Consider the following 475-nt stretch of genomic DNA (forward strand, 5'->3'; position numbering starts at 1 on the left):
CGAACCCGCGACCTCCTGCGTGACAGGCAGGCATTCTAACCAACTGAACTACCGGACCATTTTAATAATAATTAGGCTAAACTGATAAATGGTGGAGGATGCAGGGCTCGAACCTGCGACCCCCTGCTTGTAAGGCAGGTGCTCTCCCAGCTGAGCTAATCCTCCACATGGTGACCCGTACGGGATTCGAACCCGTGTTACCGCCGTGAAAGGGCGGTGTCTTAACCGCTTGACCAACGGGCCATGAAAATTTCCCAATAAAATAATTCCACAGATAGATTTCAAATGATATCTTTGAATCTACAAACAACGACTATCAATCGATGTACACCCCTTTAGGGACTGTGAAATAATTTATTGCCTGGCAACGTCCTACTCTCACAGGGGCAATGCCCCAACTACCATCGGCGCTGAGAAGCTTAACTGCTGTGTTCGGTATGGGAACAGGTGTGACCTTCTCGCCATCATCACCAGA

The 475-nt window shown here is 49.1% G+C and carries 2 tRNA genes and 1 rRNA gene; all 3 read right to left on the reverse strand.

Going from position 1 to position 475, the window contains the following annotated elements:
* Window positions 1-89: 89 nt before the first annotated feature.
* The 3 genes from TE34_RS07795 to rrf all read right to left on the reverse strand — a co-directional run bounded on the left by TE34_RS07795 (window position 90) and on the right by rrf (window position 475).
* Window positions 90-165, reverse strand: a tRNA-Val gene (locus tag TE34_RS07795).
* A 3-nt stretch (window positions 166-168) separates the two neighbouring features.
* A tRNA-Glu gene (locus tag TE34_RS07800) sits at window positions 169-243 on the reverse strand.
* Window positions 244-359: 116 nt separating this feature from the next.
* Window positions 360-475: ribosomal RNA gene (rrf, locus tag TE34_RS07805) — 5S ribosomal RNA — on the reverse strand.

The sequence above is a fragment of the Ornithinibacillus californiensis genome, from assembly GCF_001038485.1.
Taxonomy (GTDB): Bacteria; Bacillota; Bacilli; order Bacillales; family Amphibacillaceae; genus Ornithinibacillus; species Ornithinibacillus californiensis.